The following is a 17728-nucleotide window of genomic DNA, read 5'->3' as shown; positions in this document are numbered from 1 at the left end:
CGGGGGCTGCAATGCTGAACAACGGTGCGTTGATCGCGGACCGGTACCGACTGCACCGACTGATCGCCACCGGCGGCATGGGTCAGGTGTGGGAGGCGCTCGACACCCGGTTGGACCGCCGGGTCGCGGTGAAGGTGCTCAAGGCCGAGTTCTCGGCCGACCCGACCTTCCGGCACCGGTTCCGCACCGAGGCCAAGACCACCGCGCAGCTCAACCACCCGGGCATCGCGGGCATCTACGACTACGGCGAGACCTTCGACGCCCAGGGCGGCGAAACCGCCTATCTGGTCATGGAATTGGTGCAGGGCGAACCGCTCAACGCCGTGCTCAACCGGCTCGGGCGGCTCTCGGTCGCGCAGGGTCTGGACATGCTCGAGCAGACCGGCCGCGCCCTCGAGGTCGCGCACGCGGCGGGCGTGGTGCACCGCGACGTGAAGCCCGGCAACATCCTGGTGACGCCGACCGGTCAGGTGAAGATCACCGACTTCGGCATCGCCAAGGCGGTCGACGCCTCCCCGGTCACCAAGACCGGCATGGTGATGGGCACCGCCCAGTACATCGCCCCCGAACAGGCCACCGGCGAGGACGCCACCGCGGCCAGCGACGTGTACTCCCTCGGTGTGGTGGGTTACGAGGCGCTGGCCGGGCATCGGCCGTTCAGCGGCGACGGCGCGCTGACCGTGGCGATGAAGCACGTCCGCGAGGCGCCGCCGCCGATGCCCGCCGATCTGCCGCCGAATGTGCGCGAGCTCATCGAGATCACGATGACCAAGGATCCGAGCCGCCGGTACCGCAGCGGCGGCGAGTTCGCCGACGCGGTCGCGGCGGTGCGCTCGGGTCGCCGTCCCCCGCCGCCGCGCGGTGGCGGCACGCCCGGCACCGGCGCCGCCCGGGTGCTGCCGCCCGCCGTCGGGCCGACCGCGGTGCTGCCGCGCGGCGAATACGACCGCTACGCGGCCGCGAATCCCGGTGCGACACAGGCACAACGGGTCGGTCCGACCTCGGCCATGTCCGGCGGCCCGCGCACGGTGCCGCCCGCGGACGACCGGTCGGGCTGGACCGGCACCCAGAAGGCGCTGGCCGGGCTCGGCGTCGGCGCGGTGGTGCTCGGCGGTCTGGCCGCGTGGGTGCTGCTGAGCGGGAAGCCGCCGGAATCGACGCCGACGGTGAACAAGCCGACCGTCGTCGTCACCACGACCACGACCCCGCCGCCGTCGCGGACCACCACGACGTACGAGGAACCCACCACCGAGGTGGCCCCGCCGCCGGTCCGCACCACCACCGAGGCGCCCACGGCGACGACCACCCAGCCGCCGAGCACCACCACGCCCCCGCCCCCGACCACCACCCCGACCCGGACCACCCGCCAGTCCACGACAACCGCACGGACACCGCAGGTTCCGGGGATTCCCGGCCTCGGCGGCGTACACGGTAACTTCAACGACAGCGACACCAGCGGTACCGGCACCAGCACCGACAGCAGCACTCCGGCCACTCCATCGCAAGGACTGCCATGACGACCCCGAAGAATCTGTCTTCTCGCTACGAACTGGGCGAGATCATCGGATTCGGAGGCATGTCCGAGGTCCACAAGGCGCGCGATCTGCGGCTGGGCCGGGATGTGGCGATCAAGGTGCTGCGCGCGGACCTCGCCCGCGACCCCACCTTCTACCTGCGCTTCAAGCGGGAGGCGCAGAACGCGGCGGCGCTGAACCATCCCGCGATCGTGGCGGTGTACGACACCGGCGAGGCCGAGGTCGACGGCGGCCCGCTGCCCTACATCGTGATGGAGTACGTCGACGGCGAGACGCTGCGCGACATCGTGCGCGGCAAGGGCCCGCTGCCGCCGCGGCGCGCGATGGAGATCATCGCCGACGTCTGCGCCGCACTGGATTTCAGCCACAAGAACGGCATCGTGCACCGCGACATGAAGCCGGCCAACATCATGATCAACCGGCAGGGCGCGGTGAAGGTGATGGACTTCGGCATCGCGCGCGCGATCGCCGACAGCTCCAATCCGATGACCCAGACCGCCGCGGTGATCGGTACGGCGCAATACCTTTCGCCCGAGCAGGCCCGCGGCGAGCAGGTCGACGCCCGCTCCGACGTGTACTCGGTCGGCTGCGTGCTCTACGAGATCCTCACCGGCGAGCCGCCGTTCACCGGTGACTCCCCCGTCGCCGTCGCCTACCAGCACGTGCGCGAGGACCCCAAGCTGCCCTCGCACGTCCATCCGGGCGTGCCGCGCGAACTGGATTCGGTCGTGCTCAAGGCGATGAGCAAGAATCCGGCCAACCGGTACCAGACCGCGGCCGAGATGCGCGCCGACCTGATCCGGGTGCTGGGCGGTCAGAAACCGCAGGCGCCCATGGTCATGACCGAGGAGGACCGCACCACCATCCTCGGCAGCATCGACTCCCCGCCGCGCCGCTACCGCACGGTCGAGGGCGCCGACGACACCGCCGAACAGCCCCCGGCCGAACCCGGCGGTTCGCGCCGCGCGGTGCTGCTCGGGGTGCTCGCGGCCGTCGTGGTCGCCGCGATCGCGGCGTTGTTCTGGGTGTTCGGCCCGGGGGCGGGACCGGAACAGACGGCCATCCCCGATCTGTCCAACAAGCCCGCGGCCCAGGCGCAGGACGAACTCCAGAAGGCGGGCTTCGCCGTCGCCATCCAGCAGAAGGCCGACAGCAAGATCGCCGTCGGCAATGTGATCTCCACCCAGCCGCTCGGCGGGTCGCGCGCTCCCAAGGGCAGCACGGTCACCGTCCAGGTGTCCACCGGACCGCAGCCGGTCCAGGTGCCGCAGCTGGCCCAGCTCACCCAGCAACAGGCCGAGGAGAAACTCAAGGCCCAGGGCCTGCGGCTGGACGGACAGATCAACCGCGACTGGTCCAGCATCGAGGACAAGGACAAGGTCGTCACGACCAATCCGCCCGCCGGATCCAAGGTCGACATGGACAGCGCGGTCAGCATCACCCTCGGCAAGGGTCCCGAACAGGTCCGCGTTCCCGATGTGGTGGGTCAGCAGATCGATGTGGCCCAGCCCAATCTGGAGAAGTCCTCGGGCTTCAAGGTCGTGATCAAGAAGGTGCCCTCGACCCGCCCGGACGGCGAGGTACTCGCCACCGATCCGCCCGGCGGCTCCGACGCCGACAAGGGTTCGACCATCACCGTGCAGGTCGCCACCAGCGACAAGTTCCCGATGCCGGATCTGCGCGGGATGAGCGCCTCGCAGGCGGTGGACGCGCTTCGCGCTCAGGGCTGGACCGGATCGATGGCCCAGGTGACGCAGAACAACCAGACCACCCTCGACGCGAACAGCGTCGGCAAGGTGGTCAACCAGCAGCCCGCGCCCGGCGTCCAGTACCCGAAGAACGGCACGATCAACATCTGGGTGGGCGTGCTGCCGCTCGGCCCGCCCTGAGCTCAGCTCAGGCGCAGGTGCCGGTTCATCGACATGGCCTCCTCGGCCAGATCGGTGAGTTCGACGACCTCGACGCCGCGCTCGCGCAGGCGCTCGACGCCGACGCAGTTCTCGACGAAGGTGCCCGGCTCCCGCCAGGCGATGACCACGCGCGGAATGCCCGCGGCGAGAATGCGTTCGGTGCAGGGGAGCCGATCGGGCGACGCGCGGCGCGAACAGGGTTCGAGGGTGCTGTAGAGGGTGGCGGTCATCAGGCGCGGGTCGTCGCCGAGTTTGTTCAGCGCCGACTCCTCGGCGTGCACCTTGGCGTCGGTGTCGCGCGAGAAGCCGTGTGCCAGTTCGACATCGCGCGCGTCGACGACGACCGCCCCGACCGAGAAGGCCGTCTCGCTGGGCGGGCACAGCCGGGCCAGGCCGATGGCGTGATGCATCCAGAATCGATCGGTCACGGTGGGGTTCCGTTCGTTGTCAGGTAGCGCAGCAGCGCGATATCGCCGACGCGGGTGACGTCCGCCAATGTCATTCTGCGCCCGGATCCGCCGGGGAACGCGGCCGGACGCAGGAAGCGCGGCGCGGCCGGATCGCCGACCAGGATGGGCGCGATGGCCAGGTGCAGTTCGTCGGCCAGGCCCGCGGCCAGGAATTCGGTGTGCACGCGACCGCCGCCCTCGACCATGAGCCGCCGCACGCCGCGCGCGCCGAGATCGTCGAGCAGCGCGGCGAAATCGACTGTCTCGCCGAGGCTTACGACCTCGGCCGAATCGGGCAGCGAAGCACCGAGTCGCCGCGCGCCGATATCGGTGGTGTACACCAACTTTCGATCGCCGTGCTGCCAGAATCGCAGGCCGGGGTCGAGCGCGCCCGACGCGGTGACGGTGACCTTGAGCGGATGCTCCGGTTTCCCGGCCGCGAGGCGGGCGGCCCGGCGTTCGGCGCCGCGGACCAGCAGCCGCGGATCGTCGCGCCGCAGCGTCTGCGCGCCGACCAGGATCGCGTCGGAGTCCGCGCGCACGGCGTCCACCCGATCGAAGTCCGCGGCATTGGACAGCAGCAGCCGGTCCGGCGCGGCGTCGTCGAGATAGCCGTCGACGCTGACCGCCGCCGACAACAGCACATACGGTCGGCTCATGCGTCGATCACAGCACGCCGCGCTCACACCAGCGCGGCGACCTCCGCCTCGAGCCGCTCGATCAGCCCCTCGGCGGGCCGCTCGCCGCACACCTCGAGCCAGTTGGCGAGCATGCGGTGCCCGCCCTGGGTGAGCACCGACTCGGGATGGAACTGCACACCGTGGATGGGCAGTTCGCGATGCCGCAGGGCCATCACGATCCCGCTCTCGGTGTGCCCGACGACCTCGATCTCGGCGGGCAGCGTCTCCGGGAGCACGGTCAGCGAGTGGTAGCGGGTGGCCGTGAACGGATCCGGCAGACCCGCGAGCACGCCCGAGCCGAGATGGAAGACCGAACTGGTCTTGCCGTGCAGCAGTTCCGGCGCGCGGGTCACCGTGCCGCCGAACGCCGCGCCGATCGCCTGATGCCCCAGGCACACCCCGAGCAGCGGGGTCCGCCGCCGGGCGCACGCGCGGACCAGCTCGATGCTGGCCCCCGCCCGATCGGGGGTGCCGGGGCCGGGGCTGATGAGCAGGCCGTCGAATTCGGTGACGACATCGTCGACGTTCGCGAGATTCGGATCGTCGTTGCGCCACACAGTCGCCTCGGCGCCCAGTTGTCCCAGGTACTGCACCAGGTTGAACACGAAGCTGTCGTAGTTGTCGACGACCAGAACACGCATGGTTCGAGGGTACGTGCCACCCCGACACGCCGTCGCGGGGAATACCCGGCGACCCTCGTGACAACGGTCCGGGCCGCATCCGTCGGCGCAGCTGGGATAGCCTTTAGGCAGACCCCGGCCCCGCGCCCCCGCCGGAAGACCCGTACGCCAACACGAGGACGTCATGCCCAAGTCGAAGGTCCGCAAGAAGACCGATTACACGATCAACCCGGCCAGCCGTACCCCCGTCAAGGTCAAGGGCGGTCCGTCGCCGGTCTGGTACGTCGCCGTCATGCTCGGCTTCATGCTCGCCGGGCTGGCCTGGCTGCTGGTGTACTACCTGGGCGCCGATCACATCCAGTGGATGAGCGATCTCAACGCCTGGAACTTCCTGATCGGCTTCGGTCTGATGGTCGTCGGCCTGATCATGACCATGCGGTGGCGGTGACGCGGATCCCGCGCTGACCTGACACCTGTGTCATTCATGCACACCTGTGGATGACCCTGTGGACAACTCGAGGAGTGATTGGGGACCGTGACGGCAGCCGAACCCGAGTCCCGGCTCGAATGGTCCACTCCCCCGGCCGCGCTCGCCGCGGCGGGCATCGGGGGTGTCGCGTTGATCGTGGCCGCGGTGCTCGCCAGCGACGGGCCGAGCCGTTTGTTGATCGGCCTGGCGGCGGTGCTGCTGCTCGGCCTCACCGCCCTGGGCCTGCGGCAGCGGCCGCGGCTGCGCATCGTTCCCGGCGATCCGCCGCTGCTGATCGTGCGCGGACTGACCGGCCCGGCCGAATATCCGCCGCAGCGCATCCTGCGCGCCCGAGTCGTGGGTTTCCGCCGGTTGGGCCGCAAGGTGCCGAATCTGGAACTCGACGTCGACCAGCACGGCGACGAGCGGCTGCTCATCTTCGGCCGCTGGGACCTGGGCACCCATCCCGAGGACGTGCTCGACGCCATGCGCGCCCACGGCCTGGTGCCCTAGCCGAATCTCACAGCGCCCGTTGCACTCCCGCGGCGACGATCACCACGAGCGTCACGACCGCGACCGCCGCCACGGCCGCCCAGCCGATCGCGCGGGCGGACTCCGGCGACCGGGCCTGTAACCACTGCGGCGCGAACAGGATTCCCGCGGTGGCCGCGGTGCCCGCGGCGAGCCCGCCGAGATGTCCCCACAGCGAGATGCCCGGCAGCGACACGCTGATGAACAGGTTGATCGCGATCAGCACCAGCATCTGCACCGGAGACTGCCGCAGCCGCAACAGGATCACGGTCATCGCCCCGAACAACCCGTAGATCGCACCCGACGCGCCCGCGGTGGAACTGAGCACCGGGGCGAGCGCGAGCGCCGCGGCCGAACCGCCCAGCAGCGACACCAGATACACCGCCACGTACCGGGTCCGCCCGAGCACCGTCTCGGTGTCGCGGCCGAGCACGTACAGGGCGAACATGTTGATCAGCAGATGCACCGGCCCGAAGTGCAGGAACCCCGCGGTCAACACCCGCAACCACTCGCCGTGCCCGACCAGCGGCGGGATCAGGGTCCAGTCCCGGAAGATCGGGGACAGATCGTTGTCGAGCAGGCTGCCCGCCTGCGCCGCGGTGAGCGCGAAGACCGCGACATTGAGCGCGATCAGCGCGTAGGTCACCACCGGCGTCGGCCGGGTGGGCGCGACGGCCCCGGCGACCGTCCGCACCGGCCGCACCTGCCCCTCGGCCTGCCGGACGCAGTCCACGCAGTGCTGGCCGACCGCGGCCGACCGCAGGCATTCCGGACAGGCCGGCCGCCCGCACCGGGTGCAGCCCAGACCGGTGACGCGGTCGGGATGGCGATAACAGGTCGGTGCGGGCGGCTGCGGATTCACCAGGGGGTCTCGCTCAACTGATCGTGACGGTGGAGATGACGATCGGCTCCTTGGGCCGGTCGTTGCGGTCGGTCGGCGCGGCGGCGATGGCGTCGACGACCTTGCGGGAGTCCGGATCGACCACCTCGCCGAAGATGGTGTGCTTGCGGTTGAGATGCGGCTGCGGACTCACCGTGATGAAGAACTGCGACCCGTTGGTTCCCTTCCCGGCGTTGGCCATACCCACCAGATAGGCCCGGTCGAAGCGCAACTCCGGATGGAACTCGTCGCCGAACTGGTAACCGGGTCCACCGCGGCCGGTACCCGTCGGGTCACCGGTCTGAATCATGAAACCCTCCATCACGCGGTGGAACTCGACCCCGTCGAAGAACGGACCCGAGTCGCCGCCCGACGCGTTCTTCGTGGTGTACGGCGCGGAACCGTCGGCCAGGCCGATGAAGTTGCGCACCGTTTTCGGGGCGTGGTTACCGAAGAGCGCGATCGCGATTTCGCCGAGGCTGGTGTGCAGGGTCGCCACGGCCGTCTGATTCGGTGCAGTCACCGCAACATCGTGCCATGCACCCGCGCCGACCCGGCGCTACGGCACGTGGACCGCACCGTGCGGGGCCGATCCGTTGGTCGAGTAGCCCAGCCGGGGCGGCTCGGCGGCCGGTTGCGGGAGTTGCGGACGGCGGTTGGCCACCAGCCAGGCGGCCCCACCCGCGAGCGCGACGACGACGGCGACGATGAGCCGGTTGCGCAACCGGCCGGATTCCCGTGGGCTCCCCTTCGACATGCGACCACTTTGGCACAGGCCGCCGCCGCCCGCAGTAAGCGCAGGTCGGCGTGCCTCATCGGCTGACCGTCCGCTTGAACTGACGCAGCGACAGCGGCACGAACACCACCAGGATCGCCACCACCCAGATCAGCGTGGTCGCCACCGGATGCCGCATCGACCAGACGTCCGGCGGCGGCGCGAGCGCGCTGGTGTTGCCGAACAGCTCGCGGGTCGCCTGGGTGACCGCCGAGACCGGATTCCATTCCGCGAACGCCCGCAACGGGCCGGGCAGCGTATCGCTCGGCACGAAGGTGTTGGCGATGAAGGTGAGCGGGAAGATCACCATGAAGCTGGCGTTGTTGAACACCTCCGGCGTGCGCACGAGCAGTCCGACCACGGCCATCAGCCACGACACCGCATAGGCGAACAGCAGCAACAGCACGTAGCCGAGCACGGCGTCGGCGAACGACCCGCGGATCCGCCAGCCCACCAGCAGCCCGGTCACCGACATCACCACCAGGCTCACCACATTGATCGCCACGTCGGCGACCGTGCGGCCGATCAGCACCGCGGCCGGGGCCATCGGCAGCGACCGGAACCGGTCGATGATGCCCTTCTGCATATCCTCGGCCAGGCTGGAACCGGTGAAGGTGGCCCCGAAAACCGAAGTCTGCGCGAAGATTCCGGCGATCAGGAACTCCCGGTAGGAGGTGCCCTCGAGTTTGATCGCCGACCCGAAGATGTAGGCGAACAACAGCACGAACATGATCGGCGACAGCGTCGAGAAGATCAGCACGTCGGGCACGCGCCGGATCTTGATGACATTGCGCTTGGTGATCGTGAGGCTGTCCGACACCAGCATGCCGACGCGTTCGGTGAACGAGGGCCGGTCGGCCAGGGTCGCGGTGCTCATCGGGCTTCTCCCTCGGTGGCCTTCTGCAGTTCGGATTCGTCGACCCCGGACGGCTCCTCGGCCTCGTGCCCGGTGAGGGTGAGGAAGACGTCGTCCAGCGAGGGCCGCCGCAGGCCGACGTCGTGGATGCCCACCCGGTGCGCGGTGAGCCGGCCGATCGCGTCGACCAGGGCCTGGGAGCCGTCGTCGACCGGGACGATGATGCGGCGCAGGCCCGGTTCGAGGTGGATCTCGCCCACGGCCAGACTCGCCAGCGCCTGTTGCGCCGCGCCCAGGCTGTCGACGTGGTCGACGGTGAGTTCGATGCGGTCGCCGCCGACCAGGGACTTGAGCTCGTCGGCGGTGCCGCGCGCGATGACCCGGCCGTGGTCGATGACCGCGATGGCGTCGGCGAGCCGGTCGGCCTCCTCCATGTACTGCGTGGTGAGCAGCAGCGTGGTGCCGCCCGCGACCAGTTCCTCGATGACGTCCCACAGATCCATCCGGGCCCGCGGGTCCAGGCCGGTGGTCGGCTCGTCGAGGAACAGCACCGGCGGATTGGCCACCAGCGCGCCCGCGAGGTCGAGCCGCCGCCGCATACCGCCGGAGTAGCCGCGCACGGGCCGGTCCGCGGCGTCGGCCAGGCGGAACCGGTCGAGCAGCTCGCGGGCCCGCTGTTTACTGCGTTGCACGCCGAGGTGGTAGAGCCGGCCGACCATCTCGAGGTTCTCGAAGCCGGTGAGATATTCGTCGACCGCGGCGTACTGACCCGAGGCGCCGATGTGCGCGCGCAACCGCTGCGGTTCGCGCAACACGTCGATCCCGGCGACCTCCGCGCGGCCCGCGTCGGGCATGAGCAGCGTGGTCAGCACCCGGACGGTGGTGGTCTTCCCGGCCCCGTTGGGACCCAGCAGCGCGGTGACCGTGCCCTCGGGCACCGTCAGGTCGAGACCGTCGAGGGCGACCAGACGGCCGTAATGCTTGGTCAGTCCCTCGGCGATGATGGCGTCGGGCATGAGCTGTACCTGCCGTTCGATATGGATGATGGACGTGAGCCGGGCCACTCGGGGTCAGTATTGCGGAGGGCACCGACAAGTTCACTCGAATATCGCCGTGGGGCAGGTGGCCGCATCCCGGATCCGGCGGTGCTCGGGGGTGCCGGGGGATGCGGCCTCCTCCATGGTGTCGTGCGGGGCCGCGCGGATCGCGAGTAGTGCACTACTCGTTCGCGGCGGCAAACCCGCGCGCGCCGCCGACACGCCCGGAAATCGGGCGCGATGGGAGCGTCACCGCCGATCCGCACACTTCCGGCGACCATCGCCGGGGGCGCGAAACCGCGGTCGTGCCGCCCACCGATTCTGTGATCGGTCACGAAAGCTTTTGTGCCACAACATCTTCGGTCGACGGACCGCCCGACACCGCGCGACGGCGACCGTCGAGCGACCAGGCCCGTCGAAAACTCGCCGCAAAAAACTTCGGAAAGTGGCGCCACTCATACACCCGGAATCGGCGATCGTCGCGTAGGATCGTTCACGTCGGCCCCTCCCCCCCGGGCCGACCTTACGCGGGCCTCGGCTAACTCCCCCCCTTCGCCGAGGCCCGCTCCTAATTTCCGGGTCGATTCGCTCAGCGGGCCGCGCGGCGCAGCACATGCGACCGCAGCCTGCTGAACCCCCGCACACGCACCCCGCGCAGGTGACGCAGGTCGAACTCCGGTTCGTCGGCCAGCCGCGCGGCGGCGCCGTCGTCCACCAGCACCGTGCCCGGCCGGGCCACCCCGGTCAGCCGGGCGGCCGTGTTCACCACCGAGCCGTACAGATCGCCGAAGCGCAGCAACACATCCCCGTACGCCAGCCCGATCCGCAGTTCGGGCGTGAGCGCCGCGCGCGCGGTCGCCTCCTGCACGGCCAGCGCGATCCGCGCGCCGTCGGCGGCGTCCTCGGCCGCGAACATCACCTCGTCCCCGACGTTCTTGATGGTCCAGCCGCCGTTGCCGGTGATGGCGTCGGTGGTGATCGTCTCGAACGCGGCGAGCAGTTCCGACAGCTCCTCGGGATCGAGATGCCTGGTCAGCCGCGTGTACCCGACCATATCCGCGAAGCCGACGGCCAGCTCCCGCACGGTGTCGCCCGCCGCCGCGCCGCCGTCCATCGAGCGGGTCAGCGCCGCGGCCAGATGTCGCCGCCACGCGTAGGTCTGCAACCGCTCGAGCGCGGTCACCACCTCGGCGGTGGCCAGGCGCGCGGCCTCGAGCTCGTCGGCGTCCGGATCGGCCGCGGTGATCGCGCGAATCCGGTCGGCGATCTCCTCGGCCACCAGATCGACCTGCCACTCCGCCAGCCGGGCCATGGACTGCCCGAGCGTGCGCGCGGCCGCGGACTGCCGCCGGGGATCGGCCGTGGCCAGCACGTCCAGGCTCGCGAAATCGCGGACCGCGGCGACATCCGCCTCGGTGAACTCCACCGCCGCGTCGTCCGGATTCGCCGCGAAACCCAGCGAAACCCACAGGCGCCGTGAGATTTCCGACGGCACCCCCGACTGCCGCGCCACATCCTCCCGGTCGTACCGGCGCGGCCCCGCCAGTAGGTACGGCTCGACCGCCGCCTGCACCAGCTTCGACATCTCCGGGGAGACCATGTCCTCGACCTTACGGCCCGGTTCGGCGGCGCCACCGTAGTGATTCGTCACAGCGCGATGTCGGTGGACGCTGACGTATGCGCCCGCGCGTCTGGGCCATGTCCGGGCCGCGTCCGCGCGGCTGTACTCGACACATGATGAATTCGAACCCCGTCCTCGTCCTCGGCGGCACCGGGAAGACCGGCAGCCGCGTCGTCGCCCGGCTGCGCGCGCGATCGATCCCGGTGCGCGTCGGATCCCGTTCGGCCGCAACGCCGTTCGACTGGACCGACCGGGCCACCTGGGACGCCGCCCTCACCGGGGTACGGGCGATCTACCTGGCCTACCAACCCGATCTCGCCGCTCCCGGCGCGCCCGAGACGATCCACGCGCTCGTCGCCGCCGCGCGGCGGCACGGGGTCGGCGAGGTCGTGCTGTTGTCCGGCCGCGGCGAGCCCGAGGCCGCCGAATGCGAAGCGATCGTGCGGGATTCGGGCCTGCGCTGGACCATCGCGCGGTGTGCCTGGTTCGCGCAGAACTTCAGCGAGGGCGGATTCGCCGACTTCGTCCGCGCGGGCGAGGTCGCGCTCCCGGCCGGCGACGTCCCCGAACCGTTCGTGGACGTCGCCGACATCGCCGACGTCGCGGTCGCCGCGCTCACCGACGCGCGCCACCACGGCCGGGTCTACGAACTCACCGGACCCCGGTCGCTCACCTTCGCCGAGGCGGTCGCCGAGATCGCGAGCGCGACCGGACGCCCGATCGCCTACATTCCCATCGGCCGCGCCGAATTCGTCGCCGGTCTCACCACCTACGGTGTTCCGGCCGAGGAGATCGGCCTGCTCGACTATCTGTTCGGCACGGTCCTCGACGGCCGCAACTCGCGCCCGGCGGACGGTGTGGAACAAGCTCTGGGCCGCCGACCTCGGGATTTCCGGGAATTCGCGCACGAGGCCGCGGCGGCGGGCGCGTGGCCGGGACCGGAATGAGCCCCGATTACATTTGCCATTCGATAGCCATTACAGTGGGATTGCACTCCAGGTTTACATGTGAGCGCTTCCAGACTCCATTCGATACACCTACGAACGAAGGGTGAATTCATGAGGATGACCCATGCCCGGACCGCGGTCACCACGTTCGCGATCGGTGCATTCGTCACGGGTGCCGCGCTGTTCGGAACGGGAATCGCGAACGCCGATCTGCTCGACGACGCGCAGCCGCTGCTGACGTCCACCTGCTCATTCGATCAGATCGAGGCCGCATTGCACGACATCGCTCCGGAATCGGCGCAGCGGCTCGACGGAAATCCCGCCACCAAGGCGATGCTGCAAATGACGCTGGCCCAGTCGCCGGATCTGCGCCAGCGCGCGTTCCAGCAGTTGGAGACCCGGAAGCAACTCCTGGGCGGGCTGCTGGAACTGGGGATGACCAGGCCGGAGGTCGGCACGGTGCTGCGCGAGGCCGCCACGGCGTGCCATCGGTATCCGGGCGGGGACACGGCCGCCGCCGAGCGCTGATTCGGCCATTGGGACCAATCGGACGCTTGGCGGGACACACCGTAAGACCGCTCGGTTCCCACGTTTTCCGGCTGTATGCTCTACCTGTCTCGAGCAAGTTTCCGACACGCCGAGACGGTTCATCTGAAACAACGCCGTAGTTGGCATGATCACTGCTGCTGGTCGGACACGAGCTGGACAACCAGGAAGGAAGAATCGTGCGTCTCCCTTTGTCGGTAGTCTCCTCGGCGTCCCATAACCAGCGACATTGGATTCGTCGCACGAGCGTCACATCGACGCGAAAGCCAACCCCGGCGTAAAGGTTTCCCGGCTCGACGCACACCCGCCACCGTTCCGCGGCGGTATTAGCGGGTGTGCTGCTCGACGACGTCGTTGCGGTCTCCGATACGGCGGCGAATTGATGGATGAATGCACACCACGTTCGATCTCTACGGAAAGGGAACCATCTCATGTTGCTGCCCGTCGTCGGAAGCATCCTCGGACTCGGCGTCATCGCCGTCGGCACCTTCGTCAGCATCCTGCTGGGCGCACTGGTCGCCATCGTCTAGTCGTCCTCTTCTCGGCACGACCCAAATCAACCGAACGAAAGAAGGAGCACTCTCATGCTGTTGCCTCTCGCCGGAAGCATCCTGGGTATCGGCGTCGCCGCGGTGGGCACCTTCGTGTCCATCCTGCTGGGCGCGATCGTCGCCATCGTCTAGTTCGTGGTACCCCGGGCGCCGCTCGGCGCCCGGATCGGAAATATCCCGTTCTCACCAACATCGAAAGGATCGACAAATGCTGCTGCCTCTCGTCGGAAGCATGCTCGGAATCGGCGTCGCCGCGGTCGGCACCTTCGCCAGCATTCTGCTGGGCGCGCTGGTCGCGATCATCTGACGCACCCCGAAGCACAGCGGGTCGGTCGCCATCCGGAGGGCGACCGACCCGCCTTCGTTTTGCCCTGCGCCACAAGGGAAAAGCGAACCGCCGTGCCGCGAGACGACGCGGCACGGCGGTGGAATCGAACGAGCGTGAACCGATCAGGCCAGACCGAGGCCGCGGGCGAGCACCGGCCAGGACCGCTTCAGTTCGTCCTGCCAGTAACCCCAGGAATGCGTGCCCGAGGTGTAGTCGAAGGTGGCCGGAATGCCGAGTTCGGTGAGCTTGTCCTGCATATTGTGGGTGCAGTAGTTGGTGGCCGCCTCGATCAGGCCGCCGATGACGAGCTGATTGGCCAGCCCGTCCGGACCGGGCAGCGAGCGCGGCCCGTCGAGCACGTCGTATTTACCCGGCATGCCGTTGCCCGAGGAGATGTAGAGATCCACCCCGCGCAGCTCGTCGGCGTGCACATAGGGATCGTTGGCCTGCCATTCCGGCGAACCGGGCGGGCCCCACATATTGTTCACGTTCCCGCCGCCGAACGCGGTCACGATACCCCGCACGAACGCCGCCCCCAGCCGGTCGCTCACCTGCGCGCACCCGCTGTAGGCCGCCGCGGCGCGGTACAGGCCGGGCTTGGCGATCGGCAGATTCAGCACCGAGGTGCCCGAGGTGGAGATGCCCGCGATCGCGTTGACGCCGTTGGCGTTCAGCGCCGTGTCGATCAGCGGCGGCAATTCCTCGGTCAGATACGTCTTCCATTTGTTGCGGCCCAGCACCGGATCGTCGTTCACCCAGTCGGTGTAATAACTGAACCGGCCGCCGATCGGCATGACCAGATTGACGTTTTTGTCCGCGAGAAACTGCCGCACATCGGTCTGCGCCTGCCAGGAGGCCGCATTCGTACCGCCGTCGACCCCGCTCAGCAGATACAGCGTGGGCGCGGATTGTGCGCTGTCCGTGGGGCGTTGGACCTCCACGGGAAAGGTGTTGTCCATGGCCGCGGAGTACACCTGCAGCCGGATATTGCGATCGTCGACGCGTTCGACGCCGGTGATCTTCGAACCGTCGGCCGAGGTGGCGGCGGCGATTCGCTCCGGATGAGCGGCCGGATCCGCATTCGCGGCCGGCGCGCCGAGGGCGGCGAGAACACCGGCGAGCATTCCGGCCACGGCGGCATTGGCCACGATACGCGTACAGCGGGACGCGAGTGTTTCCGCGCTTTCGGTCCAATTCATGCGCTCCAGCTTCCAGCATCGCAATTGTGTGCTCGCGCAACGACACACCCGCGCGGAAAACACGGCATTCCGTGCGGCAACGGCACTTTGGACAATTTCGCCGCGCGGGGACGCGCGGCCCCGGCGGCACTCCTCCGTGTTGAAGGTTGAATCAGGCGTCTCACCGAATTTCCCTGTGCTGCACCGGAAGTTCAACGAGATGCGCTGTCCTGTCCCACGGGGCAGACGACGGAGGAGCCGATGGTCAACGAGCGCTTGCAGGCCGATATGGCGACGATGCTCGAGGGATTGGACGAACAACTGCGTGGCATCGCCGAGATCCAGCGGCAGCGCTCCCTGCTGACGGCCACCGCGACCGTCTGCGACAAGCGGATCCAGGTCACCGTCAACGCCGACGGCCTGCTCATCGACATCGCCTTCGCCGAGGACATCGCGGATCTGACCTACGACGAGATCGCCGCGGGCATGACCGCCGCCGTCCAGGCCGCCGCCACCGAGGTGCTGCGCCGCGGCCGCGAACTCATGGAGCCCCTGCTGGAGAAGAAGTCGCGGCTGCCCAAACTGTCCGAGATCGTAGAGGGCGCACCGGATCTGGGGGCGATGCTGCCGGTCGCCCCGCCCCCGCCGACCACCCGGCCCGATCCGCGCACCCCCGGCGACGGTTCGGTGACCCGTTCGCTCATCGCCGACCAGGACTGGTAACCGGCGATGTCCCTGGACCTACCGCACGGGCTGCGCTGGCTGGCCTGGGTCGCCGGTACCACCTGGCCGGACGGCGACGAGGACGCCATGTGGAAGGTGTCGGCGGCCTGGAAGACCGCGAGCGAGGACCTGAAGGCCCTGCTCGCCGAGGTCGACGAGGCCGAGCGGAAGACGATGGCCGCCTATCCCGACGGCAAGGCCGCCGAGGAGATGGGAAAGCTGTTCGACCAGTTGCGAACCGGCGATCAGTCCATCGAGTCGCTGGCCGAACTGCTGCACACCGTGTCCGATTCCACCTTCGACATGGGCACCGAGCTCCAGTCCACGAAGATCACGGTCATCGTGAGCCTGGCCTGGCTGGCCGCGGAGATCCTGTGGGCGTGGCTGTTTCCGCCGACCGCGCCCGCGGTCGAGGCCGCAGCCATCTCGACGACGCGATCGTTCCTGCGGGTGTTCGAGGACTTCGTGGCGAACGCGATCGAAAAGCTCGCCGGGAAGCTGGGTTTGGCGACGCGGGCGCAGCTGAAGGCGGCCACCGGCAGTTCGTCGCGCTACTTCTTCAAGGAGCTCGCGGCGGGCCGGTTCGTACTGCCGACCGCCAAGGGCGTCGGCGTGTACTCGGTGAAGGCGCTGGAGTCGGGCGTCACCTCGATGGGCCTCAACGCCGCCGTGCAGCTCGGCCAGATGGCCGACGGCAAGCGACGCACCTTCAACGCCAAGGAGTTCGGGGCCTCGGCGGTGGGTTCGATCGCGGGCACGATCCCCGGCCGCGAGTTCGCGCGCTACGCCGGGCTGGGCCTGAACAAGTTCGCGGGCGACGCGCTGACGAAGATGCCGGGCGGCTCGGTGCTCTACGGTGCGAGCATCGGGGCCGGATCCGGTGTCGTGGGTTCGGTTTTCGGCAATCTGGGCGCGGCCGCGGTGACCGGTGATCTGTCCTCGTTCGCCTCGCCGACCGGCTACGTCGGCGGCGCGTCGCGCGGCGCGATCGTGGGCGGCGCGCGTGGCGGCTTCACCAAGTGGACGCCGATCAGCAGCTCCGATCCGCGGTTCCCGTTCTGGATGAGGCAGGGCGCGCAGAACAAGCCGCCGAGCGGACCGCCCGCGCCGCCGCCCGCGAGTTCGAGCGGATCCTCGTCCTCGAGCGGTTCGTCATCGCGACCCACCTCGTCGAGCGGGGACGAGCAATCCTTCGTCACGGCCAGTTCGGGCGGTTCGTTCGTGACCGCGCCGGACGGCTCGGCGCCGCGGCCGGTGAGCAGCGGCGGATCGTTCCACACGGCCCCGTCCAGCATCTCGTCCGGAAGTTCGAGCCACGGCGCGCCCGCGCCCACCCGGCCCGGCGAATGGACCGGCGGCACCCCGCCGACCTCGTGGTCGTCCTCGGTCGACGGCGGCTGGCGGCCCTCGGGCGCGCATCCGACGGTGACGGCCGGACCGGCGGGCTCGAGTCACGGCGGCGGCGCGTCGGGTTCGTCGGGTTCGAGCACGCACTCGTCGAGCAGCAGCGGCACGCATCCCGCGCCCGAACCGCCCACGCCGGAAAAGGAATTGGGCGCGGGCAAGGACATGAAGGCCAAGACCCGGCCGAAACAGGTGCCCTACATCGAACCCCTGCCCGCCCACTACGACGCGCCCGGCGCGCCGCGGTGGCAGCAGTGGGTGCCGCCCGAACCGACTCCCGATGTCGACGTGGCGTTCCGACCCCCCACCGAATAACACCAGAACGAGGTGCCAGCAGTCATGGCGGACAAGGTCCAGGTCGATCCCCAACAGCTGAGGAGTGCCGCCGAGGTCACGGCGGATCTGGCCACCAAGGTGCGGAAGGTGGGCTCGGATCTGCGCACCGCCCTCGCGGGCATCGAATCCGACGGCGGCAACCGGCCCTGGGGAAACGACAAGACCGGCAAGAAGTTCGCCGACGGCGACAAGGGCTACAAGAAGGCCCGCGACAATCTGCTCTCCGGCACGGACGGGATGGGCGAGACGCTCGAGCAGTTCGCGAACGGCCAGCGCACCGCCGCGGATTTCCTCGGCAAGACCGACAGCGGTTCGGCGCAACCGTTCCACTGATCCGCCCCGCACCCGCAGC

General features: G+C 69.4%; 19 protein-coding genes. 9 read left to right on the top strand and 10 right to left on the bottom strand.

Features of this window, described 5'->3' with window-relative positions:
- Positions 1–11 precede the first annotated feature (11 nt).
- A complete protein-coding gene (locus tag ACFYTQ_RS09090; protein ID WP_387358520.1) occupies positions 12–1517 on the top strand; it encodes a protein kinase in 1506 nt (501 codons plus the stop codon).
- Positions 1514–3424 (top strand): Stk1 family PASTA domain-containing Ser/Thr kinase, encoded by a 1911-nt coding sequence (gene pknB, locus ACFYTQ_RS09085; RefSeq protein ID WP_387358518.1) that lies wholly within the window; start codon positions 1514–1516, stop codon positions 3422–3424. Before ACFYTQ_RS09090 ends, pknB begins: the two co-directional genes overlap by 4 nt.
- A 2-nt stretch (positions 3425–3426) precedes the next feature.
- Here pknB and ACFYTQ_RS09080 read toward each other — a convergent pair whose 3' ends face one another.
- The 3 genes from ACFYTQ_RS09080 to ACFYTQ_RS09070 are packed head-to-tail and all read right to left on the bottom strand — an operon-like array spanning position 3427 to position 5215.
- Positions 3427–3873 (bottom strand): dCMP deaminase, encoded by a 447-nt coding sequence (locus ACFYTQ_RS09080; protein ID WP_387358516.1) that lies wholly within the window; start codon positions 3871–3873, stop codon positions 3427–3429.
- On the bottom strand, positions 3870–4553 hold the full coding sequence (locus ACFYTQ_RS09075; RefSeq protein WP_387358514.1) for a RibD family protein: 684 nt from the start codon (positions 4551–4553) through the stop codon (positions 3870–3872). Before ACFYTQ_RS09075 ends, ACFYTQ_RS09080 begins: the two co-directional genes overlap by 4 nt.
- Before the next feature lie 23 nt (positions 4554–4576).
- Positions 4577–5215 (bottom strand): aminodeoxychorismate/anthranilate synthase component II, encoded by a 639-nt coding sequence (locus ACFYTQ_RS09070; RefSeq protein ID WP_387358512.1) that lies wholly within the window; start codon positions 5213–5215, stop codon positions 4577–4579.
- A gap of 163 nt (positions 5216–5378) precedes the next feature.
- On the opposite strand from ACFYTQ_RS09070, the gene crgA reads away from it, so the two are divergent.
- Positions 5379–5642 carry a cell division protein CrgA gene (gene crgA / locus ACFYTQ_RS09065; RefSeq protein ID WP_387358510.1) on the top strand — a complete coding sequence of 88 codons (264 nt, stop codon included), beginning with the start codon at positions 5379–5381 and terminating at the stop codon, positions 5640–5642.
- A gap of 87 nt (positions 5643–5729) precedes the next feature.
- On the top strand, positions 5730–6176 hold the full coding sequence (locus ACFYTQ_RS09060) for a PH domain-containing protein (protein WP_387358508.1): 447 nt from the start codon (positions 5730–5732) through the stop codon (positions 6174–6176).
- A gap of 7 nt (positions 6177–6183) precedes the next feature.
- Here the strand turns inward: ACFYTQ_RS09060 and ACFYTQ_RS09055 are convergent, their stop codons facing one another.
- The 6 genes from ACFYTQ_RS09055 to ACFYTQ_RS09030 form a co-directional block, all read right to left on the bottom strand.
- Positions 6184–7056: a rhomboid family intramembrane serine protease gene (locus tag ACFYTQ_RS09055; RefSeq protein WP_387358506.1), complete on the bottom strand. Its 873-nt coding sequence runs from the start codon at positions 7054–7056 to the stop codon at positions 6184–6186.
- A gap of 13 nt (positions 7057–7069) precedes the next feature.
- Positions 7070–7597 carry a peptidylprolyl isomerase gene (locus ACFYTQ_RS09050; protein ID WP_387358503.1) on the bottom strand — a complete coding sequence of 176 codons (528 nt, stop codon included), beginning with the start codon at positions 7595–7597 and terminating at the stop codon, positions 7070–7072.
- A gap of 36 nt (positions 7598–7633) precedes the next feature.
- Positions 7634–7831, bottom strand: a complete 198-nt coding sequence (locus ACFYTQ_RS09045; protein ID WP_387358501.1) for a hypothetical protein — start codon at positions 7829–7831, stop codon at positions 7634–7636.
- Between the two features lie 55 nt (positions 7832–7886).
- Positions 7887–8726: an ABC transporter permease gene (locus ACFYTQ_RS09040; RefSeq protein ID WP_387358499.1), complete on the bottom strand. Its 840-nt coding sequence runs from the start codon at positions 8724–8726 to the stop codon at positions 7887–7889.
- Positions 8723–9721 carry an ATP-binding cassette domain-containing protein gene (locus ACFYTQ_RS09035; protein ID WP_387359191.1) on the bottom strand — a complete coding sequence of 333 codons (999 nt, stop codon included), beginning with the start codon at positions 9719–9721 and terminating at the stop codon, positions 8723–8725. Before ACFYTQ_RS09035 ends, ACFYTQ_RS09040 begins: the two co-directional genes overlap by 4 nt.
- Before the next feature lie 610 nt (positions 9722–10331).
- Positions 10332–11342, bottom strand: a complete 1011-nt coding sequence (locus ACFYTQ_RS09030; RefSeq protein WP_387359189.1) for an adenylate/guanylate cyclase domain-containing protein — start codon at positions 11340–11342, stop codon at positions 10332–10334.
- Positions 11343–11479: 137 nt separating this feature from the next.
- Between ACFYTQ_RS09030 and ACFYTQ_RS09025 the strand changes: the two genes are divergently transcribed.
- Both ACFYTQ_RS09025 and ACFYTQ_RS09020 read left to right on the top strand, forming a co-directional pair.
- Positions 11480–12310, top strand: a complete 831-nt coding sequence (locus ACFYTQ_RS09025) for an NAD(P)H-binding protein (protein WP_387359187.1) — start codon at positions 11480–11482, stop codon at positions 12308–12310.
- A 111-nt stretch (positions 12311–12421) separates the two neighbouring features.
- Complete coding sequence (locus ACFYTQ_RS09020) at positions 12422–12838, top strand: hemophore-related protein (RefSeq protein WP_387358497.1); 417 nt, start codon at positions 12422–12424, stop codon at positions 12836–12838.
- 1019 nt (positions 12839–13857) lie between these two features.
- Here ACFYTQ_RS09020 and ACFYTQ_RS09015 read toward each other — a convergent pair.
- The gene (locus ACFYTQ_RS09015; RefSeq protein WP_387359185.1) at positions 13858–14859 is read right to left on the bottom strand and encodes an alpha/beta hydrolase; all 1002 of its coding nucleotides are present in this window, start codon (positions 14857–14859) and stop codon (positions 13858–13860) included.
- A gap of 315 nt (positions 14860–15174) precedes the next feature.
- Between ACFYTQ_RS09015 and ACFYTQ_RS09010 the strand changes: the two genes are divergently transcribed.
- Genes ACFYTQ_RS09010 through ACFYTQ_RS09000 form a run of 3 tightly spaced genes read left to right on the top strand, consistent with a single transcriptional unit; the run spans position 15175 to position 17709 of the window.
- On the top strand, positions 15175–15636 hold the full coding sequence (locus ACFYTQ_RS09010; RefSeq protein WP_387358495.1) for a YbaB/EbfC family nucleoid-associated protein: 462 nt from the start codon (positions 15175–15177) through the stop codon (positions 15634–15636).
- A 6-nt stretch (positions 15637–15642) separates the two neighbouring features.
- The gene (locus ACFYTQ_RS09005; RefSeq protein ID WP_387358493.1) at positions 15643–17355 is read left to right on the top strand and encodes a hypothetical protein; all 1713 of its coding nucleotides are present in this window, start codon (positions 15643–15645) and stop codon (positions 17353–17355) included.
- Positions 17356–17379: 24 nt separating this feature from the next.
- Positions 17380–17709 (top strand): hypothetical protein, encoded by a 330-nt coding sequence (locus ACFYTQ_RS09000; protein WP_387358491.1) that lies wholly within the window; start codon positions 17380–17382, stop codon positions 17707–17709.
- The last annotated feature ends 19 nt before the right edge of the window (positions 17710–17728 follow it).

It is taken from the genome of Nocardia sp. NPDC004068 (assembly GCF_042874315.1).
Taxonomy (GTDB): Bacteria; Actinomycetota; Actinomycetes; order Mycobacteriales; family Mycobacteriaceae; genus Nocardia.
The sequence above is the reverse complement of the archived record's forward strand: the minus strand, read 5'-3'. Positions and strand labels throughout refer to the sequence as shown.